The organism is Paenibacillus sp. P32E (assembly GCF_001909085.1).
GTDB lineage: Bacteria > Bacillota > Bacilli > Paenibacillales > Paenibacillaceae > Paenibacillus_AQ > Paenibacillus_AQ helianthi.
Window position 1 is genome coordinate 1 of the sequence record NZ_LVYY01000019.1, and the last position, 20501, is coordinate 20501.

The 20501-nt window shown below is 46.0% G+C and carries 21 protein-coding genes, 1 tRNA gene and 2 pseudogenes; 13 read left to right on the forward strand and 11 right to left on the reverse strand.

From position 1 onward, the window contains the following. On the forward strand, positions 1-356 hold a 356-nt coding region (locus tag A3848_RS32680), incomplete at its 5' end, for a hypothetical protein (protein WP_218619006.1). 604 nt (positions 357-960) lie between these two features. On the opposite strand, the gene A3848_RS18135 is transcribed toward A3848_RS32680, so the two are convergent. Then, positions 961-1353 (reverse strand): MerR family transcriptional regulator, encoded by a 393-nt coding sequence (locus A3848_RS18135; RefSeq protein WP_074086320.1) that lies wholly within the window; start codon positions 1351-1353, stop codon positions 961-963. A gap of 90 nt (positions 1354-1443) precedes the next feature. Here A3848_RS18135 and A3848_RS18140 point away from each other — a divergent pair, with 90 nt between their 5' ends. From A3848_RS18140 to A3848_RS18165, 4 genes are all read left to right on the forward strand, one after another. Then, a complete protein-coding gene (locus A3848_RS18140) occupies positions 1444-2280 on the forward strand; it encodes an oxidoreductase (protein ID WP_083612218.1) in 837 nt (278 codons plus the stop codon). Positions 2281-2915: 635 nt separating this feature from the next. After that, positions 2916-3926 (forward strand): zinc-dependent alcohol dehydrogenase family protein, encoded by a 1011-nt coding sequence (locus tag A3848_RS18150; RefSeq protein WP_074086323.1) that lies wholly within the window; start codon positions 2916-2918, stop codon positions 3924-3926. Between the two features lie 239 nt (positions 3927-4165). Continuing rightward, on the forward strand, positions 4166-4954 hold the full coding sequence (locus A3848_RS18160; protein ID WP_074086324.1) for an SDR family oxidoreductase: 789 nt from the start codon (positions 4166-4168) through the stop codon (positions 4952-4954). A gap of 134 nt (positions 4955-5088) precedes the next feature. Further along, positions 5089-5161 (forward strand) — tRNA-Lys (locus tag A3848_RS18165). A gap of 221 nt (positions 5162-5382) precedes the next feature. Here A3848_RS18165 and A3848_RS33025 read toward each other — a convergent pair. The 8 genes and pseudogenes from A3848_RS33025 to A3848_RS18205 form a co-directional block, all read right to left on the reverse strand. Further along, positions 5383-5517, reverse strand: a pseudogene (locus A3848_RS33025) (transcriptional regulator); the annotation flags it as partial. Between the two features lie 181 nt (positions 5518-5698). Next, a complete protein-coding gene (locus A3848_RS18175) occupies positions 5699-7006 on the reverse strand; it encodes a TerD family protein (RefSeq protein ID WP_074086325.1) in 1308 nt (435 codons plus the stop codon). A gap of 54 nt (positions 7007-7060) precedes the next feature. After that, a complete protein-coding gene (locus A3848_RS18180; RefSeq protein WP_074086326.1) occupies positions 7061-7633 on the reverse strand; it encodes a hypothetical protein in 573 nt (190 codons plus the stop codon). 105 nt (positions 7634-7738) lie between these two features. Beyond that, complete coding sequence (locus A3848_RS18185; RefSeq protein ID WP_074086327.1) at positions 7739-8227, reverse strand: GNAT family N-acetyltransferase; 489 nt, start codon at positions 8225-8227, stop codon at positions 7739-7741. 2 nt (positions 8228-8229) lie between these two features. Beyond that, a complete protein-coding gene (locus A3848_RS18190) occupies positions 8230-9228 on the reverse strand; it encodes an ABC transporter ATP-binding protein (RefSeq protein WP_074086328.1) in 999 nt (332 codons plus the stop codon). Continuing rightward, a complete protein-coding gene (locus A3848_RS18195) occupies positions 9225-10007 on the reverse strand; it encodes an ABC transporter permease (RefSeq protein ID WP_074086329.1) in 783 nt (260 codons plus the stop codon). Before A3848_RS18195 ends, A3848_RS18190 begins: the two co-directional genes overlap by 4 nt. A gap of 28 nt (positions 10008-10035) precedes the next feature. Next, positions 10036-10854, reverse strand: a complete 819-nt coding sequence (locus A3848_RS18200; protein WP_074086330.1) for an ABC transporter permease — start codon at positions 10852-10854, stop codon at positions 10036-10038. Next, the gene (locus A3848_RS18205; RefSeq protein WP_074086331.1) at positions 10854-12044 is read right to left on the reverse strand and encodes a serine hydrolase domain-containing protein; all 1191 of its coding nucleotides are present in this window, start codon (positions 12042-12044) and stop codon (positions 10854-10856) included. The genes A3848_RS18200 and A3848_RS18205 overlap by 1 nt, the downstream gene beginning before the upstream one ends. Before the next feature lie 225 nt (positions 12045-12269). Here A3848_RS18205 and A3848_RS18210 point away from each other — a divergent pair, with 225 nt between their 5' ends. Further along, the gene (locus tag A3848_RS18210) at positions 12270-13193 is read left to right on the forward strand and encodes a helix-turn-helix domain-containing protein (protein ID WP_178382033.1); all 924 of its coding nucleotides are present in this window, start codon (positions 12270-12272) and stop codon (positions 13191-13193) included. Between the two features lie 125 nt (positions 13194-13318). Beyond that, entirely contained in the window at positions 13319-13753 is a 435-nt protein-coding gene (locus tag A3848_RS18215) for a VOC family protein (RefSeq protein WP_178382034.1), read from the forward strand. A 150-nt stretch (positions 13754-13903) separates the two neighbouring features. On the opposite strand, the gene A3848_RS18220 is transcribed toward A3848_RS18215, so the two are convergent. Further along, the gene (locus A3848_RS18220; RefSeq protein WP_074086333.1) at positions 13904-14272 is read right to left on the reverse strand and encodes a VOC family protein; all 369 of its coding nucleotides are present in this window, start codon (positions 14270-14272) and stop codon (positions 13904-13906) included. Positions 14273-14477: 205 nt separating this feature from the next. Between A3848_RS18220 and A3848_RS18225 the strand changes: the two genes are divergently transcribed. Then, positions 14478-15347 (forward strand): LysR family transcriptional regulator, encoded by an 870-nt coding sequence (locus tag A3848_RS18225; protein WP_074086334.1) that lies wholly within the window; start codon positions 14478-14480, stop codon positions 15345-15347. A 130-nt stretch (positions 15348-15477) separates the two neighbouring features. Further along, complete coding sequence (locus A3848_RS18230) at positions 15478-16137, forward strand: type 1 glutamine amidotransferase domain-containing protein (protein WP_074086335.1); 660 nt, start codon at positions 15478-15480, stop codon at positions 16135-16137. An 84-nt stretch (positions 16138-16221) separates the two neighbouring features. On the opposite strand, the gene A3848_RS18235 is transcribed toward A3848_RS18230, so the two are convergent. Further along, positions 16222-17109: a fructose bisphosphate aldolase gene (locus A3848_RS18235; RefSeq protein ID WP_074086336.1), complete on the reverse strand. Its 888-nt coding sequence runs from the start codon at positions 17107-17109 to the stop codon at positions 16222-16224. 132 nt (positions 17110-17241) lie between these two features. On the opposite strand from A3848_RS18235, the gene pyk reads away from it, so the two are divergent. The 4 genes and pseudogenes from pyk to A3848_RS18255 all read left to right on the forward strand — a co-directional run bounded on the left by pyk (position 17242) and on the right by A3848_RS18255 (position 20498). After that, on the forward strand, positions 17242-18351 hold the full coding sequence (gene pyk / locus A3848_RS18240) for a pyruvate kinase (RefSeq protein ID WP_074086337.1): 1110 nt from the start codon (positions 17242-17244) through the stop codon (positions 18349-18351). A 195-nt stretch (positions 18352-18546) separates the two neighbouring features. After that, positions 18547-19422, forward strand: a complete 876-nt coding sequence (locus tag A3848_RS18245; protein WP_143192424.1) for a serine hydrolase domain-containing protein — start codon at positions 18547-18549, stop codon at positions 19420-19422. Beyond that, a pseudogene (locus A3848_RS18250) lies at positions 19423-19926 on the forward strand (ABC transporter ATP-binding protein); the annotation flags it as partial. It abuts the gene before it with no gap. Between the two features lie 392 nt (positions 19927-20318). Then, entirely contained in the window at positions 20319-20498 is a 180-nt protein-coding gene (locus A3848_RS18255; RefSeq protein ID WP_074086339.1) for a hypothetical protein, read from the forward strand. Positions 20499-20501: the final 3 nt, after the last annotated feature.

The following is a 20501-nucleotide window of genomic DNA, read 5'->3' on the forward strand; positions in this document are numbered from 1 at the left end:
ATACAAATGATCATATATATGGACTAGCAGTTTACTCTAGTTTAGATCTTTTTCTTGAAAAGGTAGAAAGTTTACAGAATAACATCGATATTCGGCTGTTTCATTTAATATGGGAGCACAAGAGAAATATGAATTTCAGAGTGGAATTCCTCATTAATAATAAAAATTATGATTTTGATAAAATCTTGTTAGATAAATTGAATAAAATTGAGAATGATGCCCTTATAATTAGGAATTTAGTATTAAAATATAATAATACTAATAATAAGAGCATTATTACAAATATAAGAGAGAGACTCAAGCTTCTAGTGTATGAGGAAGCAGAGGTCTATAATGAGTTATTATGCTTTTTATGAATGAAAATGGATAATTCATATTTTGATTCCGTTTTTTTGATTTGATCATAATTGGGGAAATTAGTAAATAATCAAGTGAAAATGAATTACTTTCCGTAATTTTTTTCCGAGATTCATGTGTTCATCCCAACCTTGCTCTCTAACTTCCATTCTAGTGGGGCTGAGAGTTCACACAATATATTTTACAGACTCGTTTCATTTCCGGACCTTTTGGTAGCTCATTGAATTTAAAAATGCTTATTCCATCTGTGGGGATCTTCATGCTTATTCACCAAACATTAATTAAATCGAACGACAGCCGTTGAATAGCATATTCATTTAGGATTCTTAATAAAAAGCTTACAACAACATTAACCATCTCTATGCTCAGAGCGATGAGGTCAGGGGTTCGAGCCCCTGAGAGTCCATCCTAAAGAAACGGCAGAAATGCCGTTTTTTTGCTTTTTCGGGAAGCGGGAGGATGAAGCAGAAGTGGGGAACACAGATCTGTTTAAAACCACTGGTCTACTTCTTCTTAGAATAGAACGTTCATTATTTCACAAAACGTTTGTTTCATGAACAGTTGAGACAATCCATTTTTCATACCACTTGTGTCTTTCAACTTTCATATGTGAGGATTCCAAATTATATTTTCTTCACCCTCCTTAATAGCTTGTTGATAATAATTAACTTTTTTTCGTAGCAACATTATTTGCTGTGTGACTTCTTGAAGGTAATCTTCTGCCAATACTTGTTGATCTCTTATGATGTTATAGCGTTCTTCCACGGTATCTGATCCCTGTTCGCATAAATCGATGTATTGTTTGATATTCTCAAGCGACATACCTGTCATGCGCAGTGCTTTGACGATTTCAACATATTCCACGTCCTTTGAGGAAAAAAGACGTACATTCTGATGATTTCTGATTATATTTGGAAATAGCTCTTTTTTAGCATAGAACCTTACCGTATGGGGAGATAACCCTGTGAAATTTGCTACCTCATTAATGGTGTACATGATATGCTCCTTTCTCTTGACTGAGAGTAACTCTCAGGTTGTATATTTATCATAACTTATAAATGCTTGATAGAGAAAGGATAATGATTGGTGGAAAATAAGGTATGGTTTGTTACGGGAGCTTCGACTGGACTAGGGAAAGCCATAGTTTTAGAGCTAATAGCTAAAAAGTGCAAAGTAGTAGCAACATCGCGTAATCCGCTAGACATAGAACATTACCTGCCTGGCGCACTGGAGAATGACAATCTTTTGGTTTTACCGTTAGACGTCACAAACAGTCAGCACATTAAAAGTGTTGTTGAAGCAACCAAGCAAAAGTTTGGCGGAATTGATGTTCTTGTTAATAACGCAGGTTATGCCTACTTCTCACCTGTTGAAAATGCTGATGATCAGCAAATTGAAAATATGTTTGCTGTTAATTTCTGGGGAGTCAAGCACATGATAGATCATGTGCTACCAATTATGAGAGAGCAAAAGAGCGGAACTATTTTAAATATATCTTCTCTAGGCGGTTTACGTGCATTTGCAGGTTTCGGATACTATCATGCCACTAAGTTCGCTTTAGAAGGCTTTTCCGAAAGTTTAAGTCAAGAAGTTAAGCCTCTAGGAATTAATATTTCCTTGGTAGAACCAGGGGATTTTAACACGGATTTTGCAAGCAGATCTGCAACTGAAAATGTAAATATTATAGAAGCATATCAAGCAACGGCAGGTGAAAATATCAAAAGCCTTAGAAAATTATCTGGACACCAGCCGGGAGACCCTAACAAAGCTGCCAAGGTAATATATGATCTGGTGAATCGTGGTGATGTTCCTTTGCGAATTCTTTTAGGGAGTGATGCCTATCAGCGGGCAATGGAAAAGTTAACGGGAATGCAAAAAACATTTTCGACCTACCATGATATAACAATTAGCACCGATTATTAAAAGTAATGGGGGATTTCCTAAAGCCATGAATGGCTGGTTGGAATATCCTCTTTTTTTAACAGGATTGACGTAAGCGCTTGGTGTGGACGCTCCGCGAACGGACCGGTGTTCCAATCGCTGATTGAACGAGACTGTCAAACGCAATTGAAAATTCAGCATATGCTGTGCTGGATCAGCAGCTTACGGCGTTCTCTCGAATTCGTTAGTGAGGAGCTTGCAACCGTCCAGATACAACTGCTGTGCCAAGCCTTCTTTATTGACAAACAAGCTGTAATTGAATTTTGTCGAGCAATTCATTATTGGTTGCCGCAGCATCAACAACGAGCTTGTGGAGATTTTCAGTATTTTGCATGCGAGCTTCTTGGTAGGTTTTCAACTTCGTGTGTTCGTATTGGAGGAGGCATCTTAGCAGGAATTGTATACAGTTGTCCTTCACTAGTCTATAAAACGATGGAGGCTCAAAGATCATATTGACTTTCTAAAATCAGGTGGGTACAATGATACCGATAGGAAACATCGTTACCGTAAATGCGCGGTACTTAACTTTCATGAGAATCGAAAATTACTTTCGAGCAACGGTAACGGTGTTTCTATATTGCAACATAGTAATCTTATCTTGCAGGGAGGACAATACGATGAAAGCTGTACAACTGACAAACGGCTTCGGCTTTGAGGAATTAACCATGACGGAACTCGACAAACCAACGCCAGGTCCTAAGGAGGTGCTGATCCGCATGAGGGCAGCTTCTCTCAATTATCGGGATCTAGTGGTCCTCGGCGGATTAATGCCGATCGAAGTCAAATTTCCCTTCATTCCATTATCAGACGGAGCGGGAGAAATTGTAGCCATTGGCCCAGGAGTAACCAGATTTCAGGTCGGACAACGAGTAGCAGGTAATTTTCAACAGCGCTTCATTGGCGGCAACCCAAGACCAGGGGTGTTAGAAGAAAGTCTGGGAGGTCCGTTGAATGGAGTAGCGGCCGAGTATGTCGTGCTACATGAAGACGGAGTCGTCCCTATTCCCGATCACCTCACTTATGAGGAGGCCTCCACCCTGCCGATCGCGGCATTAACCGCATGGAGCATGCTAATCGAATACGGTGGTTTGCAAGCGGGTGATACTGTGCTGCTGCAAGGAACAGGCGGTGTCTCCATCTTCGGGCTACAATTCTCGCTTATGGCCGGAGCACGAGTCATCATCACGTCGAGCAGCAACGACAAGCTGGAACGAGCAAAAGCTCTTGGCGCATGGCAAACGATCAACTATTCGGAGGTTCCTGATTGGGATAAGGCAGCGTTAGAGTTGACTGGCGGCGTCGACCATGTTCTGGATGTTGGAGGAGCGGCAACGATGGGGAAATCCATAAATGCACTTCGAACAGGTGGGACCGTGAGTATGGTCGGGTTCTTATCGGGCTTGACCATTGCGGAATACGATGTCTCCAGTATCTTGCATAAAGCCGCAACGGTTCGCGGCAGTCAAGTCGGCAACCGGGATCACTTTGAAAAGATGAATCGAGCGATTGCCCATCATCGTTTACATCCCGTCATCGACCGTGTATTCCCTCTAAATCGAATAGGAGAAGCGCTCGCGCTCTTGGCTGAAGGAAAGCAATATTTTGGTAAAATCGTAGTCCAAATCTAAAGTCTCTCAAAAATGACATTGGAGGCGCAAGCTCACCGGCGAAGCATGGGCTTGCTGCGGAGTTCAGTCCGCAGGGAGAGTTTATCGGAAGCTAGCATGATCAGGAAGGCAAACTGTATGGCGTAACTACGGCTACAAGCCATAATGGATATTTATATATAGGAACGGCACCCGGAGGCAGCAAGGGCGTTCATCGTGTGCTTTTAACAAAATAAGGTTGGAATCTGGGAGGGTGCGAAATGAATCTGGATGATTTGGAGCTATCTTGGAATGAGAAGGAGAGTCTGTCCGGCAAAGTGGCCTTGGTGACAGGCGCTAGCAGCGGAATCGGGGCATCGATCGCCAGAAAACTGGTAAAGCACGGCGCCCATGTGACTGTAGTGGCACGTCGACGGGATCGATTGGATGAGCTGGTACAGGAATTGCAAAAAGAGGGATTGTACGAGGTTATGGCGGTACCTGCTGATATTCAAAAGGCTGAAGAAGTACAGCATGTGGTCAATGAAACGATTAATCGCTGGGGCCGTCTTGATATTATAGTTGCCAATGCCGGATTCGGGTATCGAAGTCCTTTGGTAGAAGTGGATCTGGAAAGATGGGAGGAGCTGTACAGGACGAATGTACACGGTCTAATGTTGACGCTGCACTACGGGCTTCCGCCAATGCTGGGTCAGGGCAAGGGAGATGTCATCATCATCTCCTCCATTGCCGGCAAGGAAGTGATTGCCGGAGGAGGTCCATACAGCGCTACCAAATACGGCGTTAACGCCATAGCGTCTGCATTACGTTTGGAGACAATCGATCAGGGGATTCGCGTTACGACGATTCAGCCCGGGGCGGTGGCAACCGAATTTTCTCAGGTGGCCGGGTATTCCGAGGATGAAATACGCGCGTTTGCTTCGAAAGTCCTGCCGTTACATCCCGATGATGTTGCAGAGGCGGCACTCTATGCATTGGAGCAGCCTGAGCATGTCAGTATTCCGGAACTAACCATCATGCCCTCAAGGCAAGCCCAGCGGTTCAAATAAAACGATGTCCAAATAGTAACAAAAGGTCCGTCCAGATTTGGCAACGGATCTTTTGTTTTTCCTACGCCGATGATTTTATCCAGAAGCTCCCGTGCGACTGCGATACCCTATTGAACGAGGGTGCTGAATCACATGGACTCTTAGCTCAGATGGTAGAGCAGTAGACTCTTAAGCTATTTGTCCAGGGTTCGAGCCCCTGAGAGTCCATCGGCAGAGATGCCGTTATTTTGCAGTTTCGGGAAGCGGGATGGTTATGCAGTGAATGGAGTGGAGTGGGGAGATTACAGACCTGCAACCGTCAACGACAATCGTCAACGGCAACTAATACGGCTACCGCCCACTGTTGCCGCCAACTGCTACCGGCAATTGCTACCGTCCAATGAGGACGCTCAATAATGGAACTGACACCGCCAACCCCAACCCCATGCGAACCATACCGTGCGGAGGAACTCAACTGTTCCGTGACCTAAGCCTTTGCCAAGTAATTCTCTGCGCCTGTGGTTGCTCTCATTCTCGAGATTGCTTCTTAACCATTCTCCGTACTGCTGCTCAAATCGCGACATACCGAACTCCTTCTTAATTCATAAACCCAAATTTAAGGTATCCCACAAAAAAACCGCCCCAAAACAATACCTCCTGAAGTATTATTCAGGCATGCATTGTATAAGAGCGGCGTGTGCTTCACAACCTACGTCTTGTAACGCGAACATTTTTAATGAATTCAATTTAAAATAAAAAGAATCGCTATTTGCTGCCGGCTTCCCATCTCAGATTCCAGTTATAATACTGATCCAATTCCTGGTGCCCGGCGAAATATTCTACGAGTCTCTCCACGCTGAAGGTCTCATCCTTCTGATTACGGATCATAGCGATGGCACACATCCCCTTATGATTGTTATGCTCATCCAGCCGGACCTCGATTTCCGGTCCGCCTTGCTGCTTGATGGTTACAATGGCGTCAGCCTCAGACCAGTTCGTGATGCCTTCATAGATAAAAGCAAAGATCACAATTCTGCTGATTTCGGAAAGATAATGGCCATTGATCCGCAGATTCTCGCCCGTGGCTATGGATCCGGTGCGGTCATCCCCGTCCAGGGAGATGTAAGGCGGCCTGTTCAAGCTTCCGAAGGATTCACCGAGTGCTTGGACAGAGCCCTTAATGCCATTTTTTAATTCAAACAGACAACCAAGGTCAAGGTCGATTCCTTTACTTCCGAACCATCCCGATGATTTTTTTTGATACCAGTTGAGATTGATCAGGATCTCGCCCAGGGATTCAGTCCCTTTCTGGAGATTGATCACCTCCCCGCGTTTCTTAAGCAGGATGGTATTGAGATTTAAAGGAGCGGCTGAAGGTGATGCTGGTGAAGAGGGGGGCAAATGGCCCGCCGTCTTAGGCCGTGACCGCAGCTCTGGGAGAGAGAGGGGGGACTGCTGCGATTGAATTACTGGGCTGGCGGGTTGAACTGACGGGAGGATGTTGTTGACCTGTATCCCATAACTTTTACATAAGGCAGCTAAGCCTCCTGCATATCCGGAACCCACAGCGCTGAACTTCCATTCATTATGATATCTATAGATTTCTCCTACGACAATAGCGGTCTCTACCGAAAAGGTTTTACCAAGCCTGTAGCGCAAAAGTTCCATTCCATCAGCAGCGTTGACGATCCGTAAATACACATCGCCCAATAGCGAGAAGTTTTGCAGCCGTTTCTCACCTTCATATATCGTTAGGGCAAATGCAATCCGTTCGTAGTCTGTAGGGATTTGACTGAGCTCGACAGCGATCTGTGTGTTATCGGCTAACCCCGAGCAGACTCTTTGATCGGACGGCAATATAGCTACGGATTGGTTCGGAGTAGAAGGATTACCATAATAAATAAGGTCCTCATCTTTAGAGACAGTCTGGGACGGCGTAAGCAAAAACACAGAAAAATCAACCTCAACCTCAGATCTTGTATTGTGCCAGCCCATTCCTACTATAATACGGGTAAGGAGTGGATCGTCTTTTGTTAAGTTGCATTTTTGTCCCTTTATTAGCTCAAATGTCATTAGAACCAGCCTTTCAAAAGATTAGTAGAACCTGGACAAAACCTGGAGAGGCTATTATCTGCCGCGTCTTCCGGCGTCGAGATTCGGACCATTCAGACTGGATAACATATCCAAGGACTGTTCGTAAATACGGACAATATCCTGTACCTTTTGGAATTCAGGATCCGAGGGACCCAAATTGTCCATGAACATCCGCTGCAGGATTTCTCTATAAAAGGAGATGCGGCTTCCGATAAGGCTACATTCGTAATCAATGACCTCTTCAACCGAATGCTGCTGAACAAATTCCATCAGGTCATCAGCCGGGTTAGCGTTATCGTTATCGTAAGGCTCCCGCTCATTGCGTGCGGCAATCGGAGTGTTCACATTATCAAGGTTAACCGTGGAACGTATATCAGTGAAGAGAATACCTTCTTTCGCCAGCATGACCTGAAAAGGCTTGTGCTTGAACAACTCTTGTGCGACAAGAGCACACATCGCCTGATTCCTCAGGAGGATACCGTCAAAGGGGTGAAGAACCCATCCTCTGTCATCCCGATACAGGCTGAACGTGAAGTATTCGCCTCCATACTCATATTTCAGATTGATATTCGTCTCTGAAGTAAGCTCATATTGAAATGCATCCATTCAGAATTCCGCCTCCTGCTTCTTCTATGTGATTATATTAGCATAGCAGAATATGGGGAATCTTGGGAGAGAGGATTTGTAATTTAGTAATGACAAACACTATACTCACTTTACAAAATATACATAATCTATGCGTTCACCCATAATATTTGCAACATTCTGATTCTCTCTTTTTTGATCTTTTACGAATCCGACACGCTCATACATTCGTTGAGCTGGGATTAGGTCATCATTCGTGAATAAAATAATTTTTCTCACATCATGTTGGAGAATTCTATTGACCGCTTCTTGAAGCTGCATGTTACCATAACCCTTGCCTTTGTGTTTTGACGCAATGCAATTATGACCAATTTCCGCATACTGAGGCATATTTCTCGGGTCCCATGAAACAAAGCCAATCGCTTCATCATTTAATGTTGTGATAAGCCCATATGTATCTGCAATTTCTAAATGGTCAAAGAAAAAATTATCAAAATCCTGCCAATCAGAAGAATAGCGTTGTTCATATCTGCGATCCAATGAGTACGCATCTGTCAATAATTCAAAGAGTATTCCCCGGCTAAAGTCGCTCACTTTTTTAAATATAACACTCATGGCTAATAACCCCCTGCATTCTCATAAATATTCATAACCACCTGCTGGATCGGCAGTTCCTTGACCGAAATATCGGAGAACCGGTGCTTCCGGGAGATATCTTCTAGGAAATCGCTGATTGAAATATAGGCCGTATCCACTTCAAGCGTAATCTGAAAGCCGGAAGGCCTATCGATTACCCTGGTATAGGCATTGTCGAAGACGGTATCCTGTACGGACTCTGCAAAAGTAAAACTGACTCGTTTCTTCTCCCCCAAAAAAAGCTTGAGTTGCTGAAGTGAATCATCAAATACCTTTTCCCCGTGGTTAATGACAATGACCCGGTGCGCGAGCTCCTCCACATCCTCAAGATCATGAGTGGTCAGGATACATGTCATATTCTGCTTTTTGTTCATCTGGTGAACGAATTCGCGGATTTTGACCTTGGCAATCACATCCAGCCCGATGGTAGGCTCATCGAGGAACAAAATATCCGGCTGGTGCAGCATAGCCATGACGAATTCGCATTTCATGCGTTCGCCAAGAGACAGCACTCGAGTGGGCTTTTCGATCACATGGGCAATATCCAGCAGCTCCGTTAGCTCTTCCAGACGGCTTTTAAAATCCGGAGTGGCGATCCCGTAGATTGCTCTGTTCATGTTAAAGCTGTCGATAGGGGGAATATCCCAGATAAGCTGGGATTTCTGACCGAATACGGCTCCAATTTTGCCGACATAGCGCTTTCTGTCCCGGGCAGGCGAATAACCCAGCACCTGAATTTCCCCGCTTGTAGGATACAGTGCTCCGCAGAGCATTTTGATTGCCGTTGATTTCCCTGCCCCGTTGGGTCCCAGAATGCCGCAAATTTCTCCCTGCTCAATAGCAAAGCTGATATCGTTGACCGCGTGGACCATGACTTCTTCGCGCTGGAAGAAGCTCTTGAAGGTCTGTCCCATACCTGCGCCACGCTTGTAGGTTTTATAAGTTTTGGTTAAATGCTTCACATCAATAACCGGCATCATCCGCCTACCCCCTCGTACAATCTGATCATATGCCGATAAATCCATACTCCCGCCGCCAGGAATAAGAAGCACGGCAGAATAGCCGCGAAATCGCTGGCCTGCGCCCGTCCAAGAAGAGCAGAGGCAGGGAAGAAGCCTATCATCCCCACCGGAATGATCATCGAGGCTACCGCCTGCACAGCCTTCGGGAAAATGGGCAATGGATATTTTCCAATGTGCAGCACACTGTCGGCAAGCTCGGAGATTCTCGAATTGCCTACCCATTTGAAGGACATAGCGGCCATCATTAGGGATAATCCTGCCAGGACAGCTGTCCCTGCGATGAATAATCCGGCGAACTGCAGCCAGTACAAGGCCGAAATAGCGCCTGCATGCGCAGCAGAGAATATAAATAGAGATATCCCGCCCAGTAACAAGCCGATACTGTCGGTAGAAAATGTAGTCGCAACAATATAAAACAGCGGATTTAGCGGCTTAAGAAGAATAACCTCGAAGCTTCCCTCACGGACATGCGACATGGTAGTCCATAGAACGCCGCCAAAAATAACACTTGAAAGCCCGCTGGACATGGTGAATACAGATTGGATTAGCAACACCTCATACAAGCTCCAGCCGGGAAAGCTGGTTCCCGCCCGGTAAATAAGCAGGGTCACCAGCGGAAACAGTATGTTGCCGACTAGTGTGATCAGGCTGCTGACGATAAAATTCATGCGATAGGCCACAGCGGATTGCGCAGCTGAATACATACACTGCTTGTAAACATCCAGATAGCGTTTCATGGTAAGAACTGTCCTTTCATGGGGTCATTCACGCACCGACAGCGGTAAACTGCTTCATAGCCTGGCGGCGAACGAGCTCGTTCAATCCGAACGTAATAAGCACTGCTATGGCCTGCATGCCTACAGCTTGCTGTATGGATAGCTCAAGGCCTCCAAGAGAATAATGGCCGGTGAACACCATAGCCGGCAGGTAAGCCATGTACTGAAACGGCAGGAAGAACTGGATCACCTGCAGCGAGTGCGGAAAGAAATCAAGCGGAATAAGCGCACCCGAAAAAATACCCGACACCAGCATAAACGCGCTTCGTATTCCGCTCGACTGTACAAGCCAAAATGAAGTCAGGCCAATCATGTAGTTCACATAAAAATTCATTAGAAAGGCAAGCAGCACCGACAGAAAAGTCCATGGAAGGCTTGCCGGACGCATATCTACTCCAAAAATAAAAATAAAGATCAGAAGGCACGGCAAAAATTCAAACAGGAAGCCTAAAGACCGATGGCCGAGTTTCTGAAATAATGCGAACGAACGGTGATGAATCGGGCGCAAATGAAAGGTGAGAAATTTACCGGTGCGGACAAGCATGGATAAGTTCCAGTCGGCAAAATCCATGATCAGGTAACCGATAAGCGCAGTAGCCCCAAAGTAGCGGATCATCTCGGGGAGTGCCATGCCGCCGAGCGAAGAATGATCTCCATATACCGCCGTCCAGATGAAATATTGCACCATAAAATATACAGGGCCGACGATAACGGACACCATAGAATGAGTGCGGTACGCACTCCACTCTTTGTAGGTCACGCCCGCTACCGTCCGGCAAATCAGCCAATTGTGCTTCAAGCTGTTCATTAGATCAGTCCTGACCAAATGATATTGGTTACATTGAACAAGCCTTCCGCGTACCAATTATCACCGACAAAAGGCACAAACCATACGGCAGCGAGCTGTTCTGTAGGGTCAATGACCATGCAGCAGGCTCCCGCACCTTCATGGAAATAGCTGGTCTCTGAGTAGAGGAAGGCAGGGCCTCTTCTCATATCGAGACCAATGCCGTAGCTCCGGTCTTTGACATCGTTACCCCAGCAGTAATCGGGAACCCCGTGCAGGGTGCGGGTTGTGATTTTTTCGACTGCTTTGCGGCCGACAATACGGGTATCGCCCAGGGTTCCCATGCCCAGGAGCATGTTGGCGAACCGGATGAGGTCAGCGGGTGTAGAGGCCAGGCCTCCCCCGGTTTTGGAAACCGTATCCCACAGCTGTTCCATTTGCGAGTCTTCAGGCTGATTACCGTTGATTCGATCGTTCAGCCGCTTTTCATGTCTTTCATTTCTTATAATAGCGCGTTTGGCCAATTCGGGCGTCAGTTCCCAAACCGTGTCCTTCATACCCAGAGGCTTCAGGATTTGCTCTTCTATGTACTGCTCAGCGGTTACACCGGTCACTTTTTTAATAATTTCTCCGAGCAGGCAGAAGCCGAAGGAGCAATATTGCCATTCTTCGCCTAATTTTTTATTGACCCCGCAGCTCAGCGCGGCTGTGATCCAGTCGGGATCACCGTCCTCAGGGGTATATTTTTCGAAATACTCTTCAATGAGCTGCCAATAAGACTTATGATAGGGGATGCTCCCTGCACAGTCGGGAAACAGGCCCGAGGTATGGGTCAGAAGGCTATAGATATCGATTTTATCAAACGGGGCCACATTCAACGGTTCAAGTATGGCGCCAACCGGGATGTCAAACCGAAGAATACCGTCCTCCACAAGCTTGGCGATAGCAACTGAGGTAATGGCTTTAGTAATGGACGCGATATTATGAACGGTTGTTGGTAAAAGCGGATCCGCCCTATCTTCCCGGAAAGAGAGCGGTCCCATAGCCCCGTGCATAAATGTCTTTCCATACCTGGAGACGCAGTAAGATGCGGCCTGGATCTTTTTTTGATCGATCAGGGTCTGGAAATGGGCATTCAAAACCTCAATTCTTGAAGTGTCGTAACCTGCCTCTGCCGGTGAGCAGTCGGTAACCCCTGGTGTAAATAGCATATGATATATGCCTCCTTATCTATTTTTACGTATGCGAAGTGGACCGCTCTAACTAAAGCGCTCTCAAAATAACTACGTTAAGTATATTTCCAAGGAATGGATGTTACAACAGAGAGTTTGTTTTATAACCAAACTTGCCCGGGGGATTATTCATCCTATAGGTGATAACGTATAGGAATTCATGATTTTATCGGGGAGATTTACTTCGTTGAAATGCTTTTTGAAATGGAAGGAAAAGGTTATATTAGATCTATGAGAGAATGCAGCCAAAGAGAGGGTGGAGCGGCTACATGGATTAATGTCCATAGCTCCTGTCAGGTAAACGCCATGCTGTTACGCACTTATATTCCACAAGCTCCTTTGTCAGGTTTTGTGGATTTTTTTTGGTATTTCGAAGGCTATACCTCACCGTATTCGCAGGAACTTACGCTGCCGGATGGTTCGATTGAACTTGTGTTCAACTTGAGTGGGGGGAAGATTAACCTATTAGACCGGGAAAATAAAGGCCTGGTGAGGGCATATGGCAGCTCTGTTATTTGTGGGCCGCATTCGAAGTCTTTCATCATTGATACTTCTGTGAAGTCTACAGTTTTGGGAGTACACTTCAAACCAGGCGGTGTTTATCCATTTCTTAAAATGCCAGTGGATGAAGTACATAATATTCATGTATCCCTGGATGCATTGTGGGGAGTACAAGCCCATGTTATGCATGAGAAGTTACTGTTAACCAAAACGGTGGATGATAAGTTCCAGCAGTTGGAGAAAAGCCTTATTAAGCTGGCTTCACAACCTCTGATACAGCATCCGGCAGTTCACTTTGCGCTTAACGAATTTCTGAGCTTGCCTTTAAAAAGACCCCTCTCGGATGTGATTGGACAAATTGGTATAAGCCATAGGAGATTTATTCAGATTTTTAAAGAAGAAGTGGGGTTGACTCCTAAGCTCTTCTGTCGTCTTCGCCGTTTTCAGGAGGTATTAAACCAAATAGACCAGGCTAAGAACGTCAATTGGCTAGATGTCGCTATGGCTTGCGGATATTATGATCAGATGCATTTTATTAAAGATTTTCAAGCGTTCTCCAGCCTCAATCCAACAGATTATTTCTCAAGACAAGACAGGCATCATAATCATGTTGGGATACTTAGCTAATAGGGGAAGGTCGGTCAATCATTAAATAAAGGTTCAATTTTTTACTATACGCATATGGGGAGGTCCGTTAGGATATTCATTGAGATGGATTAGTTACATATTTAGAGAAAAGGAAGGTGTCAATAATGAATACAGCAACTCCATTCCTATGGATTAAGAATACTGCTGAGGCGATTGGATTCTATAAGGAAGCTTTTGGTGCAGTGGAGCATTATCGCTTGACGGAGCCGGGAGGTAAAGTGGCTCATGCTGAAATTACAATCGGCGGTGCTAAAATATCCCTTGCAGGGGAATATCCTGAATATGGCATTCTCGGTCCGGAAACTATGGGGAACACAACGGTGGGTATCCAACTGCAGGTCGACGATGCGGATACGGTGTTTCAACAGGCGGTTGCGGCTGGAGCGATTATTGTTAATCCGATGACAGATCAATTCTATGGTGATCGAGCGGGAAGTGTAAAGGATCCGTTCGGACATTATTGGATGATCTACACTACTATTGAAGTCGTAAACCCGGAAGAAATGCAGAAACGGTTCGAAGCCTTATTTGAGAGTTAACACAATGAGTAGTGCTAAACCGCTTGAAAAAAACGATAGCAAGGCGTAGTGTTTTTATATCGCTTACTTGGAAAAAGACCGCACTTCATGGTGAAGGCAGTCTTTTTCTTTTTGAGTGCAATGGAAATCAATAAGTAAAGGGCCGCTGCTCTAGATGTGCTCCGCTAGTTGTACCTCGAAGCCGTCCGGATCAAGAACATACAAGAACCTTAGGTAAGGGTTAGGCATGATCGGTCCGCGTGCTAACGGGATGCCCTGGCTCGTCAAATGATCGATTGCCTCATCCAGCGACGCCACCTCGAAACCAACAGAGACACCGCACTCGGGCTTCAGAACTGTCTCATCCCCCTGAATCAGCTCGATCTTCGGCTGTCCCTCTCCTGTACCTAACATGACAATTTGTCTTCCTCTGCTCTCAAACCTGCGTTCAACCGGAAGCCCCAGAATCCTGTGATAGAAATCAAGGGAAGCTTCCAGATCGCGTACCCTAAGCGTAATCCAATTCAGGCTCAATTTCATAGATTTATATTCCCCCTTCATTTCAACCAGATTCGTATAAGGATGTTGATCTCTTGAACATAGGTTCAATCATAAGTTGATTTGGCTGGTTTGTAAAATTGTATGTTGACGGTAAGAATACTGGAGTTTATTTTTATATCCAAGACCCGGGTCAAATACAATCCGTCAACGATATAGATTGCTTGAAGCAAAGGAGCTATAAGAAATGATTGATTTTGAGTGGTACAGGAGCTTTTGCATGATTTATAAGTACAACTCTGTGTCCGAAGCAGCAAAAGTGCGGATGATGACGCAACCGGCAATGAGCCAGCACTTGGCCTCCTTGGAAGCTGAGGTGGGTGAAGTGTTATTCAATAGAACTTCGAGGAAAATAGTTCCAACGGAACGGGGGAAGCAGTTATATTCACAGCTGGCTCCGCTTATCGAATCGCTCGAGGAGACCACGATGAATTTTAAAATGGCTTCCTTACCTACGCTCACCTTTATTAAATTAGGGACGGCACATGAATTTTATACTGAAAAAGTACTTCCTCAGCTGCATAAATCCAATAGTTCGGTCATTTCAAATTTGGGAACCGCTGATCAACTGCTGGAGCTGCTGAAGGAAGATAAATTAGACCTCATTGTAACTTCGCAAAAAGTTCCTACCCCAGGTATTGAGTATCAATCTTTTATGGATGAAGAATTTGTTATTGTTGCCCCTATGCATTACAAGATACCGGATATAGATAGTCTGGAGCATAGTGAAGGTTGGCTCTCATCGCAAAACTGGATTAGCTATGGGCTTGATTTACCTATAATCAGAAGGATTTGGAGAGAGCACTTTAAGAAACGCCCTGTAATCAGGCCGATCCATATCATTCCTAATCTGCATATGATTCTAAAGGCTGTCGAGAATGGAATGGGTCTTAGTGTGCTTCCAACCTATCTGTTAAGAAATCTGGATGAAGAGAAAATGAAAGTTCTTTTTCCGGAATTAAGAGTGAACAATGAGTTGTTTTTCGCCTATAAACTAAAAGATAAACAACTGCCACAGATTCATGAGATGATGACAATCATACGTGAAAGTGAGTAGAGAGCACGGCTAGTATTTATTCGACCTATAAATATATTTATGTATAATCTACTATTTCATAATTTGTTTTATACTATTAACGGAATTAGAATGAAGGAGGCAGAAAAATAGTGTATTGGAGGCAATTATAATGGCAAAAAAAGTGTTGATCGTCGTAACTAATCATACGGAAATTCATGCAGGCAAACCGACTGGTATTTGGTTGTCCGAATTTGCCGAAGCCTATATGGGATTTACTAACCAAGGGTATGAGATTTTAGTGGCAAGCCCGCTTGGAGGAAAAGCACCAGTCGATCCTGGCAGTGTGGATGAGAATACACCCAAGGAAATTTTGGATGCCGAAAAATATCTGGAGAACACAACAAAGCTTGATGAAGTATCCGCCGAGGGCTTTAATGCTATTTTCTTACCGGGTGGTCACGGAACGATGTACGATCTGCCTGAGAATCAGGCCCTTCAGAAATTGCTGCGTGATTTCTATGAAGCAGACAAGATTGTAGCTGCCGTATGTCATGGGCCAGCAGGGCTGGTTGGAGCAACTTTGTCTTCTGGTCAACCACTTGTGGCCGGTAAACGTGTAAATGCTTTTACAGATCGTGAGGAGGCGGATACGACGCTCGATAAGCATCTGCCGTTCCTGCTCGAAAGCAAGCTGCGTGATCTAGGTGCTATCTATGTGGCTGCGCCGAATTGGACTTCTCATTACGAGGTGGATGGCAACCTGATTACGGGTCAAAATCCGCAGTCAACCGTAGCGGTCACCCAAGCAGTTATCGCTAAGCTGGGCTAATTCAGACCACAAGGTTTACAACGGCGTCAAGCTTAAAAACGACCCCTGAGCTGAAAAAAGCTCAGGGGTCTTCCTATTTCTCCCTTAAGTAATAGATGCTTCGTAGATGGCCTGGGTGGATTGTGCGAGCATGGTGCTAAACTCTTCGTCGGTTTGCTGATCGCTGAGCCCTTGTGATAATGCCCGGGAGAAGCTGGCAATCAGTCCATGGTTACGGGCCAGCTTGTCATTGGCCTCCGATTGAGTATAGCCGCCTGACAATGCAACGACCCGTACCACATGCGGATCTTCAATGAAATCACTGTAGAAATTGTCCTCTGTCGGTATGGAAAGTTTAAGCATAACCTTCACGTCTTTATCCAGAGCGGCTAGTTGGGTAGAGATCGCTTGTTTTAAAAGCTTCTCCGCTTGTTGTTTATCCTTACTATGGATATCCACTTCCGGTTCGATAATCGGCACCAGGCCAACACTGGCGATTTGGCGGGCGACGGCAAACTGCTGCTCTACAACTTTTTGTATGCCGGCCGGGTTCGCTTCCTTAATCAGTGAGCGCATCTTGGTTCCAAAGATATGTTTCTGGACAGCGCGCTTCAGAAGGTCATCCAGGCCGGGAATGGGTTTCATGAGCTGAACCCCGTTTTCAGGCTCGGCCAGGCCCTGGTCGATTTTCAAAAAAGGCACAATGCCTTTCTGATCCCAAAGATAATCGGCAGTGGCTTGCCCGTCAATGAAACGATCCATCGTATTCTCAAAAAGAATAGCTCCCAAAATGTACTTGGAATCAAATGCAGGGCTCTTGATAATACGTGTTCTCATCTCGTGCACCAATGCAAACATCTCTTCTTCATTGGAATAGCGGTCTTCCTGAATGCCATATTGCAGCAGAGCTTTTGGAGTACTTCCTCCGCTTTGATCCAAAGCCGCAATAAAACCCTTTCCTGTGTGAATCCGGTCCAATTGTTTCGTATTCATGAATGTGTCCCCTTTCCTTCGTAAAGTGAATGGCAGTGGTGTGCAATCATGTATAGTTTAGTTAGAATAAACGAACAATGCAAACTAGAGAATGAGGTATGAATGCCAATATGATATGGGAGTTGAATTCAATTGAGTATTGATTTGATCTGCACGATAGGCCCGGCAAGTTCTTCCCCCGCTGTTCTCAAGGAATTACTCCTGAGCGGTATGACCATCGCACGGCTGAATATGTCACACGGGAGCCATGAAGAGCATGGACGGGTTATTGAAGTATTGAGAGCCGCCGCCGCCGAATCGGGCCAGTCCGTGCGGATTATGGGTGACCTGCAGGGACCGAAAATCCGTCTGATGAGCGTGAAGGGGGAGCCCGTTCGATTGGAGGAGGGCCACACGTTTATCCTTGATCAGTCAGATGAACCGGGAGGGCAAGCGCGGGCAGCGCTCGATCATCCTGTCGTGATGGAAGATATTGTACAAGGTGCTTCCATCTTGATCAATGACGGTGAAGTGAAGCTTGAGGTGACGGATAAGCATCCGGGAAGGGTTACTACAAAGGTTATCGTTGGTGGAATGATCGGCAGCCATAAAGGCGTCAACCTTCCGGGAACGAAAATCCGCTTGCCGGCCATAACTGTAAAAGACAAACAGGATCTTGAGTTCCTGCTGGAGCATCATGTGGATTGGATCGCTTGTTCTTTTATCCGGGAAGCGTCGCATCTGGAGGAAATCCGGGCGTATGTTGCTGGACTGGGGAAATATAGCCAGCCGGGCCTTGTTTCCAAAATCGAAACCGTTCAAGCGATACAGAATTTCTCATCCATCATGGAGGCGTCTGACGGTATCATGATTGCACGCGGAGATCTTGGCGTTGAGCTGCCTTTTGAGCGAATCCCCTTCATTCAGAAAGCCATTCTTCGCGAGTGCAAGCAATCAAAGACCTATGTAATCACTGCTACCCAAATGCTGCAATCCATGGTCGAACATCCGGTTCCAACACGTGCAGAGGTAACCGATGTCTCTCAGGCAGTAATCGACGGGACTGATGCTGTGATGCTGTCAGCAGAAAGCTCTGTGGGCGATTATCCGGTGCAGAGCACAAGAGTCCTGAATACGGTCGCCAAATTTGCAGAGAACATGCGGGAGCAAGGGGAAAACGGTTATGAGCTGGGGGTGCTATGCACAGAGTCCCCGTTTGAGAATCTTTATAAGAAAACCGCAGTGAATAACCGGACGGACTAAATAGATGACCCGAGTTAATACATAATCACCCAACTCGTATTCCAAAGTGACAACAATGTCACGATCCCGCTCATGCTTATCATCTAAATCGCACGACAGTATGGGTTCCGGGCCATACAATTAGTGTGTTGGAACGGCTTGTTCGTTCTGATTGGGTTAACCCCAAATTTGAGAGAAGCAAGGAGAGGATCAGGTTTGAACCAGAATAGGAAACGAATATACCGTACGTGCTGCTGCCTAACCGCTGTGCTGATGCTGAGTTTTACCGGGGAAGCAGGGGCTGCGACGCAGCAATCTCAACCTGACTCGCCGGCCTCCGTCCAGCAGAATGCGTTATCCGGCAGGAATTCCAAGGGGGATTATACCGGCGGACCTCAGGATGCGAAGGAAGTAAAGGCATTTCTCGACGCTTTTTTTGCCCAGGATGCAGTTAAGGGAAAAGCCGGGAATGCTGCGGTATCCGTTGTTCAGGGCAGTAAAGTGCTTTTGTCCAAAAACTACGGGATTTCAGCTCCAGCCTTGAAGCCGGAGGAAGCGGGGATGAAGGATACATTTCGGATCGGCTCCGTCTCCAAAGTATTCACGGCTGCGGCCATTATGCAGCTTGTCGATCAGGGGAAACTCTCCCTTCAGGACAATATTGAAAAATACCTGGACGGCTACAAGGTGACGAATCCATTCGATACCCCTGTAACGATAGAGAATCTGTTAACGCATACCACAGGATTTGAAGTACGTGAACCTTCGGATGCCAGCTATTTGACCAACCCCTCCCAGCAGCCGGTATCCTTAAAAGAAAGCATCTTCGACGTGTTTCCCCCAGTGATCCGCAAACCGGGAACGGCCTATATGTATGATAATTTCGCTTCGCGGCTGCAAGGTTATATTGTCCAGCAGGTAAGCGGAGAACCTTTCGGGAGCTATATGCAAAAGCATCTGTTTGGCCCGCTCGGCATGAACTCAAGCAGCTTTGGCATGACTAAGGATTTGACCCGGAGGCTTGTCCCTTCTTACGACGAATCGGGCAGTCCTATCCCGGTGTATGGTTTTTCACCCAGTGAATGGCCGTAGGGCTTCATCTTTCAGGATTACAATTTGCTGGATACCTTGACTGTCAAAGAGAATATCCTGCTGCCCGTCTCACTCGGAAGGATAAAGAAGACAGCGGTGGAGGCAGAATATCAGGAAATTGCCGCTCAGCTTGGTATCGGTGAGATTGCCCACCAATATCCGCATGAAATTTCCGGCGGTCAGCGTCAGCGTACGTCAGCGGCACGGGCGCTGATCCACCGGCCGTCCATTGTATTTGCGGATGAGCCGACAGGCGCACTTGATTCCAAGGCAGCCTCAACTCTGTTGGGAATGATCGAAACTATTAACCTGCAGCGCAGCACTACGGTCATGATGGTGACTCATGATCCTGTAGCCTCCAGCTATTGCAGCCGGGTCGTGTTTTTGAAGGATGGCATCCTGTATTCCGAATTGTATCGCGGCAATAAGACGCGGCAAACGTTCTTCAAGGAGAAATTGAATGTCCAGGCTGTGCTCGGGGGGGATCATGTTGACACTGTTTGAGCTCCTGATCCGAGGTATGCGCAAAAATATTAAATACTATTACCTGTATTACTTTGCACTTATTTTCAGTACAGGCCTATATTTCGTGTTTGCTTCCCTACAAAATGACTCAATGGTCATGGCGGCGTCCTCCGCAGATGTTCAGTTTTCTTCCGTATTCATTGCGGCTGGAGTACTGGTGATTACGATCGTGGTTATATTCATGGTCTACGCCAACAGCCTTTTTCTAAAAAGACGTAGCAGGGAAATCGGTCTGTATCAAGTGGTAGGTCTGAAGCAGCGTGCTGCGGCATCTGCGCTCTATGCGAAATATATCAGCGAAGAAGAGTTCAGTCCGGATTTCGATGCTTATTATAAGGAGTCGCTCCGCAAATTCGGGCTGATCATTTGCATTGCCACTGGTGGTCGGACTGCTGCATTCCATCTTCGCTGTGAAAGCGGCTTCTGCGCTCAGTCTGTCCGATCTCACCTTCCCGGCCGCGGTTGCCATGATGGCCTACACGCTGATCTACTTCGTGTTCGCTGTGCTTACTGTGGGTTATTATCACCGCATTGTGAAGGCTGCGCTCTAGCAG

Bases quoted from the DNA above. Each gene is read 5' to 3' on its own strand.
- A3848_RS18175 (WP_074086325.1), bottom strand. From the start codon at position 7,006: ATGACATTTGAGCTAATAAAGGGACAAAAATGCAACTTAACAAAAGAC.
- A3848_RS18210 (WP_178382033.1), top strand. From the start codon at position 12,270: ATGGAAGGAAAAGGTTATATTAGATCTATGAGAGAATGCAGCCAAAGA.
- A3848_RS18225 (WP_074086334.1), top strand. From the start codon at position 14,478: ATGATTGATTTTGAGTGGTACAGGAGCTTTTGCATGATTTATAAGTAC.
- A3848_RS18205 (WP_074086331.1), bottom strand. From the start codon at position 12,044: ATGCTATTTACACCAGGGGTTACCGACTGCTCACCGGCAGAGGCAGGT.
- A3848_RS18185 (WP_074086327.1), bottom strand. From the start codon at position 8,227: ATGAGTGTTATATTTAAAAAAGTGAGCGACTTTAGCCGGGGAATACTC.
- A3848_RS18180 (WP_074086326.1), bottom strand. From the start codon at position 7,633: ATGGATGCATTTCAATATGAGCTTACTTCAGAGACGAATATCAATCTG.
- A3848_RS18160 (WP_074086324.1), top strand. From the start codon at position 4,166: ATGAATCTGGATGATTTGGAGCTATCTTGGAATGAGAAGGAGAGTCTG.
- A3848_RS18190 (WP_074086328.1), bottom strand. From the start codon at position 9,228: ATGATGCCGGTTATTGATGTGAAGCATTTAACCAAAACTTATAAAACC.
- A3848_RS18220 (WP_074086333.1), bottom strand. From the start codon at position 14,272: ATGAAATTGAGCCTGAATTGGATTACGCTTAGGGTACGCGATCTGGAA.
- A3848_RS18235 (WP_074086336.1), bottom strand. From the start codon at position 17,109: ATGAATACGAAACAATTGGACCGGATTCACACAGGAAAGGGTTTTATT.
- A3848_RS18150 (WP_074086323.1), top strand. From the start codon at position 2,916: ATGAAAGCTGTACAACTGACAAACGGCTTCGGCTTTGAGGAATTAACC.
- A3848_RS18195 (WP_074086329.1), bottom strand. From the start codon at position 10,007: ATGAAACGCTATCTGGATGTTTACAAGCAGTGTATGTATTCAGCTGCG.
- A3848_RS18215 (WP_178382034.1), top strand. From the start codon at position 13,319: ATGAATACAGCAACTCCATTCCTATGGATTAAGAATACTGCTGAGGCG.
- A3848_RS18230 (WP_074086335.1), top strand. From the start codon at position 15,478: ATGGCAAAAAAAGTGTTGATCGTCGTAACTAATCATACGGAAATTCAT.
- A3848_RS18135 (WP_074086320.1), bottom strand. From the start codon at position 1,353: ATGTACACCATTAATGAGGTAGCAAATTTCACAGGGTTATCTCCCCAT.
- A3848_RS18200 (WP_074086330.1), bottom strand. From the start codon at position 10,854: ATGAACAGCTTGAAGCACAATTGGCTGATTTGCCGGACGGTAGCGGGC.